The 7,365-nt window shown below is 61.9% G+C and carries 6 protein-coding genes; 5 read left to right on the plus strand and 1 reads right to left on the minus strand.

Annotated features, from left to right (window positions below):
• Positions 1 to 254: 254 nt before the first annotated feature.
• From clpX to hupB, 3 genes are all read left to right on the plus strand, one after another.
• Positions 255 to 1,529, plus strand: coding sequence for an ATP-dependent Clp protease ATP-binding subunit ClpX (gene clpX, locus CK218_RS26320; RefSeq protein WP_059185169.1), 1,275 nt, complete (start codon positions 255 to 257; stop codon positions 1,527 to 1,529).
• A gap of 274 nt (positions 1,530 to 1,803) precedes the next feature.
• Positions 1,804 to 4,215: an endopeptidase La gene (gene lon / locus CK218_RS26325; protein ID WP_095829398.1), complete on the plus strand. Its 2,412-nt coding sequence runs from the start codon at positions 1,804 to 1,806 to the stop codon at positions 4,213 to 4,215.
• A gap of 195 nt (positions 4,216 to 4,410) precedes the next feature.
• Complete coding sequence (hupB, locus tag CK218_RS26330) at positions 4,411 to 4,683, plus strand: DNA-binding protein HupB (RefSeq protein WP_027166452.1); 273 nt, start codon at positions 4,411 to 4,413, stop codon at positions 4,681 to 4,683.
• Positions 4,684 to 4,766: 83 nt separating this feature from the next.
• On the opposite strand, the gene CK218_RS26335 is transcribed toward hupB, so the two are convergent.
• A complete protein-coding gene (locus CK218_RS26335) occupies positions 4,767 to 5,789 on the minus strand; it encodes an aldo/keto reductase (RefSeq protein ID WP_095829388.1) in 1,023 nt (340 codons plus the stop codon).
• A 188-nt stretch (positions 5,790 to 5,977) separates the two neighbouring features.
• Between CK218_RS26335 and hxlB the strand changes: the two genes are divergently transcribed.
• Both hxlB and CK218_RS26345 read left to right on the plus strand, forming a co-directional pair.
• Positions 5,978 to 6,544, plus strand: coding sequence for a 6-phospho-3-hexuloisomerase (hxlB, locus tag CK218_RS26340; protein WP_095779576.1), 567 nt, complete (start codon positions 5,978 to 5,980; stop codon positions 6,542 to 6,544).
• Positions 6,545 to 6,548: 4 nt separating this feature from the next.
• Positions 6,549 to 7,292, plus strand: coding sequence for a creatininase family protein (locus CK218_RS26345; protein WP_095829389.1), 744 nt, complete (start codon positions 6,549 to 6,551; stop codon positions 7,290 to 7,292).
• Positions 7,293 to 7,365 lie beyond the last annotated feature (73 nt).

A 7,365-nucleotide genomic window follows, 5' to 3' on the forward strand; every position in this document is an offset into this window, starting at 1 on the left:
CGCGGCTTGCGGCATTTCGGCCACAATTGCCTGTTCCCTCAAGGTTCGGGATTGCCTACGTTAAGGCTATGTTGATTTTCGACGGCTTAGCTTTGCATGGGGTTGCTGCGAATCATTGTCGCGTTTTCTGATTGTGTTTCGGACGGAATGCGCTGTGTGAGCCGGGACACTGGCGCCGGCGGATTCCTGCGATAGATTGATGAGACGCCAATGCGGCCAGACCATCGGCTGGCAGGCGGTGAAAGGACAGAAAAATGAGCAAAGTTAGCAACAACGGCGGCGATTCAAAGAACACGCTCTATTGCTCGTTTTGCGGCAAAAGCCAGCACGAAGTGCGCAAGCTGATCGCCGGTCCGACCGTCTTCATCTGCGACGAGTGCGTCGAACTCTGCATGGACATCATCCGCGAGGAGAACAAGACCTCGATGGTGAAGTCGCGCGAGGGGGTGCCGACCCCGCAAGAGATCCTCAAGGTTCTCGACGACTATGTCATCGGCCAGCCCTACGCCAAGCGGGTGCTGTCGGTGGCCGTCCACAACCACTACAAGCGCCTGGCGCATGCCGGCAAGAACAACGACGTCGAATTGGCAAAGTCGAACATCCTGCTGATCGGGCCGACCGGCTGCGGCAAGACGCTGCTCGCCCAGACGCTCGCCCGCATCATCGACGTGCCGTTCACCATGGCCGACGCCACGACGCTGACCGAAGCCGGTTACGTCGGCGAGGACGTCGAAAACATCATCCTGAAGCTCTTGCAGTCGGCCGACTACAATGTCGAACGTGCCCAGCGCGGCATCGTCTATATCGATGAGATCGACAAGATCTCGCGCAAGTCGGACAACCCGTCGATCACCCGCGACGTCTCGGGCGAGGGCGTTCAGCAAGCGCTGTTGAAGATCATGGAAGGCACGGTGGCCTCCGTGCCGCCGCAGGGCGGCCGCAAGCACCCGCAGCAGGAATTCCTGCAGGTCGACACCGCCAACATCCTGTTCATCTGCGGCGGCGCCTTTGCCGGACTGGACAAGATCATCTCGGATCGCGGCCGCAAGACCTCGATCGGCTTCGGCGCAACCGTGGCGTCGCCCGAGGATCGCCGCACCGGCGACCTGTTCCGCCAAGTCGAGCCCGAGGATCTTTTGAAATTCGGCCTGATCCCGGAATTCGTCGGCCGTCTGCCGGTTCTGGCGACGCTCGAGGACCTCGACGAGCCGGCGCTGATCCAGATCCTGACGGAACCGAAAAACGCGCTGGTCAAGCAGTATCAGCGGCTGTTCGAGATGGAGAATGTGGATCTCACCTTCCACGAGAACGCGCTGTCGGCGATCGCCAAGCGCGCCATCGAGCGCAAGACCGGCGCGCGCGGCCTGCGTTCCATCATGGAAGCGATCCTGCTCGACACGATGTTCGAGCTTCCGGCGCTGGAAGGCGTGCGTGAGGTGGTGATCTCGGAAGAGGTGGTCTCGGGTAACGCCCGGCCGCTTTACATCTATTCCGAGCAGAAGGAAAAGAAGGGCAATGTCAGCGCCTGAAATGGCACTGATCCGGCAAATTTTCATGGAACGGCGCCCGTGTGGCGCCGTTTTGCTGTGAGGGGCTTACCTGTAGGTGATGGAGTGGCTGATCAAAGCATGCTAACCCTTGATCTTTGCACCGCCCGCATCCACCTAACAGCGGAAGGCCGAGGGCCAGAATTCTGCGCTGTAAAATTCCCGTCACAAACGGTGGTAGGCGGAACGACGCTCGGTCGTTAATATAAGATTCGCGGTTGGCTCAATTAGCGGCCGCGACATGAAAGGTTGGACAATGGCCAAAATATCCAGGGCTTCCAGCGACGGCGTGTTTGCAGTCCTCCCACTGCGCGACATCGTCGTGTTCCCGCACATGATCGTCCCGCTCTTTGTCGGGCGTGAAAAGTCGATCAAGGCGCTGGAAGAAGTGATGGGTCAGGAAAAGCAGATCCTGCTTGCCACCCAGATGAACGCAGCCGACGATGATCCTGAGCCCGATGCAATTTTCGACATCGGCACGCTCGCCAATGTGCTGCAGCTCCTGAAGCTTCCCGATGGCACCGTGAAGGTGCTGGTCGAGGGCGCCTCGCGCGCCAAGATCGTCTCGTTCACCGATCGTGCCGACTTCCACGAGGCCCGCGCCACCGCGTTGGTCGAGCCGGAGGAGGAAGAGGTCGAAATCGAGGCGCTGGCCCGTTCGGTCGTCACCGACTTCGAAAACTACGTCAAGCTGAACAAGAAGATTTCGCCCGAAGTGGTAGGTGCCGCCAGTCAGATCGACGACTATTCCAAGCTCGCCGACACGGTTGCCTCGCACCTGGCCATCAAGATCCCCGAGAAGCAGGAGATGCTCGCCACGCTTTCCGTCAAGGAGCGTCTCGAGAAGGCGATGGGCTTCATGGAAGCTGAGATTTCCGTGCTGCAGGTGGAGAAGCGCATCCGCAGCAGAGTCAAGCGCCAGATGGAGAAGACGCAGCGCGAGTACTACCTCAACGAGCAGATGAAGGCGATCCAGAAGGAGCTCGGCGAGGGCGAGGACGGCCGCGACGAGGCTGCCGAGATCGAGGCGCGCATCAAGAAGACCAAGCTCTCCAAGGAAGCCCGCGAGAAGGCGGAAGCCGAGTTGAAGAAGCTGCGGTCGATGTCGCCGATGTCGGCTGAATCGACGGTCGTGCGCAACTATCTCGACTGGCTGCTGTCGATCCCGTGGGGCAAGAACTCCAAGGTCAAGCAGGATCTCGGCTACGCCCAGGACGTGCTCGACGCCGATCACTTCGGCCTCGACAAGGTCAAGGAGCGCATCGTCGAGTATCTCGCCGTGCAGAGCCGTCAGAAGAAGATCAAGGGTCCGATCCTGTGCCTCGTCGGCCCGCCCGGCGTCGGCAAAACCTCGCTCGGCAAGTCGATTGCCAAGGCCACGGGGCGTGAGTTCATCCGAATGGCGCTCGGCGGCGTGCGCGACGAGGCCGAGATCCGCGGTCACAGGCGGACCTATATCGGCTCGATGCCCGGCAAGGTCATCCAGTCGATGAAGAAGGCCAAGAAGTCCAACCCCCTCTTCCTGCTCGACGAAATCGACAAGATGGGCCAGGACTTCCGCGGCGATCCGTCGTCGGCCCTGCTTGAGGTGCTCGATCCGGAGCAGAACTCGACGTTCATGGACCATTACCTCGAAGTCGAATACGACCTGTCGAGCGTGATGTTCGTGACGACGGCGAACACGCTGAACATCCCTGCGCCCCTGATGGACCGCATGGAGATCATCCGCATCGCCGGCTACACCGAGGACGAGAAGATCGAGATCGCCAAGCGGCACCTGATGCCGAAGGTGATCCGCGATCACGCGCTGCAGCCGAACGAGTTCTCGGTCGGCGAGGACGCGATCCGCGGCATCATCCAGACCTACACCCGTGAAGCGGGCGTCAGAAGCCTCGAGCGCGAGCTGATGAAGCTCGGGCGCAAGGCGGTGACCGAGATCCTGAAGACGAAGAAGAAGACGGTGAAGATCACGGCCGACAACCTCGCCGATTATCTCGGCGTGCCGCGCTTCCGCTTCGGTCAGGTCGAGGCCGACGATCAGGTCGGCGTCGTCACGGGTCTTGCCTGGACGGAAGTCGGCGGCGAGCTGCTCACCGTCGAAGGCGTCATGATGCCCGGTAAGGGACGCATGACGGTGACCGGCAACCTGCGCGACGTGATGAAGGAATCGATCTCTGCGGCGGCCTCTTACGTCCGCTCGCGGGCCATCGATTTCGGCATCGAGCCGCCGCTGTTCGACAAGCGCGACATCCACGTCCACGTGCCGGAGGGCGCGACTCCCAAGGACGGCCCGTCGGCGGGTGTGGCGATGGTGACGGCGATCGTGTCCGTGCTCACGGGCATTCCGGTCCGCGCCGATGTGGCAATGACCGGCGAGGTGACGCTGCGGGGCAGGGTGCTGCCGATCGGCGGCCTGAAGGAGAAGCTGCTTGCCGCGCTGCGCGGCGGCATCAAGAAGGTGCTGATCCCGGAAGACAATGCCAAGGACCTGGCGGAGATCCCGGACAATGTGAAGAACAACATGGAGATCATTCCGGTGTCGCGGGTCGGCGAGGTGCTGAGGCACGCGCTGGTCAGGATGCCGGAGCCGATCGAATGGGTCGAGCCGGTCAATCCGCCGGCCGGCGCGGACGCCGGCGACGACGCCGGCAAGTCGCTTGCGCATTAGTTTCTTCTAAGGTTGCAATGCACAAAGAGAGAGCCGGGCTTTCAGCCCGGCTTTTTCATGTGAAAAATCTCCGAAAAAGTGGAAAAAAGCCCGGAATTCTGCGGTTTTCGGCTTGGGTTCCGGAACGCTTCTTTCTAAAGTCCGTTTCCTGCCGGATGAGTCGTAGTTCCGGTTTTCTCATGGAAGGGAATTTTTATGAACAAGAACGAACTGGTGTCCGCCGTCGCCGACTCCGCAAGCATTTCGAAGGCTGATGCGCAGTCCGCCGTCGATGCGGTGTTCTCTGTGATCACTGGCGAACTGAAGAAGGGCGGCGATGTCCGGCTTGTCGGCTTCGGAAATTTCACCGTGTCAAAACGTGCTGCTTCGACCGGCCGCAACCCGCAGACCGGCGCGGAAGTGAAGATTCCGGCGCGCACCGTGCCGAAGTTCTCGGCCGGCAAGGGCCTCAAGGACGCGGTCAACTAGGACCTTTTGTTTTTAAGATCAGATGAGCCGGGCTTGCCCGGCTCTTCCTTTTTGTGACCCGCGCCAGGGCCACATGTGTGGTATCAGCCGGTAGGCGCGTCGGCGCGCATCAGGCCTTCTTGCTTGAGATCCGCCCACAAGGCTGCCGGGATCTTCACGTCGAGCAGTGCACGGTTGCTTTCGACCTCGGCCGGGCGTTGGCCGCCGGGTATTACCGACATGACGGAAGGGTGCCGCAGCGGGAACTGCAACGCCGCCTCGATCAGCCGCACGCCATGGCGCTTGCAGACCGCCTCGATGCGTGCCACGCGATCGAGCACGTCTTTTGGCGCCTCTGTGTAGTTGTAGAAGGCGCCGGGCTTCGGCCCTGTCGCCAGGATGCCGGAATTGTAGGGCCCGCCAAGAACGATGCCGATGCCGCGCTTCTCGCAGAGCGGCAGGAAGCTCGCAAGCGCATCCTGCTCGAGCAGCGTGTAGCGGCCGGCGAGCAGAAAGAGGTCGAAATCGCCGCGCTCGGCGAGCGTCTGGCAAACCTGCCACTCGTTGATACCGCCTCCGAAGGCCTTGATCACGCCCTGGTCGCGCAGCGCGAGCAGCGCGTAATAGCCCGAAGACATGAACTCCTCGATGCGCCGGTCGGAAGCCTCCTTGCTGCCATGGGTGAAGATGTCGACATCGTGCACATAAAGGATGTCGATGCGGTCGACGCCGAGACGCTCCAGCGAGGCCTCGAAGGAACGCATCACGCCGTCGTAGCTGTAGTCGTAGACTTCCCGGCGCGAGGGCGTCTCGAAGAACTTGCCGATGCCGGTTCGCTGGTCGGGCGCAGAGACGCGCATGAGGCGGCCGACCTTGCTCGACAGCACATAGTCGTCGCGCTTCTTGCCGCGCAAGAAGGGGTTGAGCCGGGTTTCGGAAAGGCCGAGGCCATAGAGCGGAGCAGTGTCGAAATAGCGGCAGCCGGTTTTCCATGTCGCCTCCAGCGTGGCATTGGCATCCTCGTCCGAGACGGCGCGGTAGAGATTGCCGAGCGGCGCGGTGCCGAAACCAAGCTCGGTGAAGGTGATGCCGCCATTGTCGATGCGGTCGAAATGCCGTGTCTTCATATCCGCACGATGTCCTGGATTGATTTGTCTGACATGACACTATCACGCCGGTGGCACAGCAAAAGCGCCGAGGCTCGTTGGACACGAATTTTCGCGGTGATAGCATGAACGAAAAGAAGCGTTTCGCGCCGAACGCGACCGCAAAGCCGCATGCCTATCAAGACATCGGCAGACAGGATTAGGCAGCCATGACGCAAGCCGGATCGGAGTTGTTTGCGACAGCGCTGGGCGAGCTCGGCGCCGTGTTGGGGCGCATCGATGACGGTCGGGTTGACGCCGCCTGCGCAATGCTCGCCGGCGCTGGCAAGATCGTCGTCTATGGCTGCGGCCGCGAAGCGCTGCAGGTCAAGGGCTTCGCTATGCGGCTCTTCCATCTCGGCCTGCCGGTTTCGGTGGTCGGCGATATGACCACGCCGCCCCTCGGCCAGGGCGATGTCTTCCTGGCGAGTTCCGGACCGGGCGAGACCGCCACCGTTCTCACCTTGATGCGCGTGGCCCGGGAGGCCGGCGCCAAGGTGGTGTTGCTCACGGCCGAACCGGCGGGCAGCGCGGCAAAGCTTGCGGACTTCACGCTGCTCGTTCCGGCCCAGACCATGGCGAGCGACCAAGGCGCCGCCAGAAGCTCGGTGCTGCCCATGGGCTCGCTGTTCGAGGCAGCGCTTTTCCTGGTGTTCGAGGTGATGGTGCTGAAACTCGAGGCGCTCACCGGCGCAACGCCGGAGACGATGCGCGCCCGGCACACCAACATGGAGTAGGGACATGCGCTACGAACTGATGCTGCCGCACCAGATCCGCAACGCGATCGAGGAGAACTGGCCGCTCGCGCTGCCGCTCGGCGTGCTCGAATACCATGGCGAGCACATGGCGGTCGGCATGGACACGCTGGCCGTCATCAAGACGCTCGAGCTTATCGAGAAGGAGCGGGACATCGTCATCCTGCCGCCCTTCTATTACGGCGCGGCGAGTTATGCCGTGGCGCCGCCGGAAGGCAGCGGCTCGGTGCAGGTCGGCGGTCCGGTGCTGGCGCCCTTTGCGGAGGAACTGTTCTACGGCCTGCTGCGCATCGGCTTCCGCAACATCCACGCCATCATCCATCACCAGACCGAGAATTTTGTTGCCGGCATGCCGACCGATCTCGCCTTCAAGACCGCCGGCCGGCAGGCGATTTTCCGCTTCCTGGAGAAGGAACGCGGCGAGGGCTGGTGGGGCTCGGAGAAGATGGTCGACTACTATGCCGGCCATGCCCAGGGCGAGAACGTCTTCAACTGGGTGCAGGTGCACCCGCTGATGCCGGCCGCAATGACCGGCAAATATCCATTCGACCATGCCGGCATCGGCGAGACATCGCTGATGCTGGCGCTATGTCCCGAAGCGGTGGATGCCGGTCATTTCGCGGACAATACCGGCTGGTACACAAAAGGCGCATCGGATGCCTCGGCCGAGCTGGGCCGGAAGGGTGTGGCGATGATCCTTGAGCATTTGCGGGCGATATTGCGGGCCTAGAGCGGGATGAAGTCATCTCCGGTCGTATCCTGCATTGGCGAAGTAGTTTGAGCACTCGGCGGGTGTCGTCCGG

This window comes from Mesorhizobium sp. WSM3879 (assembly GCF_002294915.1).
Classification (GTDB): Bacteria; Pseudomonadota; Alphaproteobacteria; order Rhizobiales; family Rhizobiaceae; genus Mesorhizobium.

Excerpts from the sequence above, each read along its gene's own strand:
- clpX (WP_059185169.1), top strand. The coding sequence starts at position 255 with ATGAGCAAAGTTAGCAACAACGGCGGCGATTCAAAGAACACGCTCTAT.
- lon (WP_095829398.1), top strand. The coding sequence starts at position 1,804 with ATGGCCAAAATATCCAGGGCTTCCAGCGACGGCGTGTTTGCAGTCCTC.
- hupB (WP_027166452.1), top strand. The coding sequence starts at position 4,411 with ATGAACAAGAACGAACTGGTGTCCGCCGTCGCCGACTCCGCAAGCATT.
- CK218_RS26335 (WP_095829388.1), bottom strand. The coding sequence starts at position 5,789 with ATGAAGACACGGCATTTCGACCGCATCGACAATGGCGGCATCACCTTC.
- hxlB (WP_095779576.1), top strand. The coding sequence starts at position 5,978 with ATGACGCAAGCCGGATCGGAGTTGTTTGCGACAGCGCTGGGCGAGCTC.
- CK218_RS26345 (WP_095829389.1), top strand. The coding sequence starts at position 6,549 with ATGCGCTACGAACTGATGCTGCCGCACCAGATCCGCAACGCGATCGAG.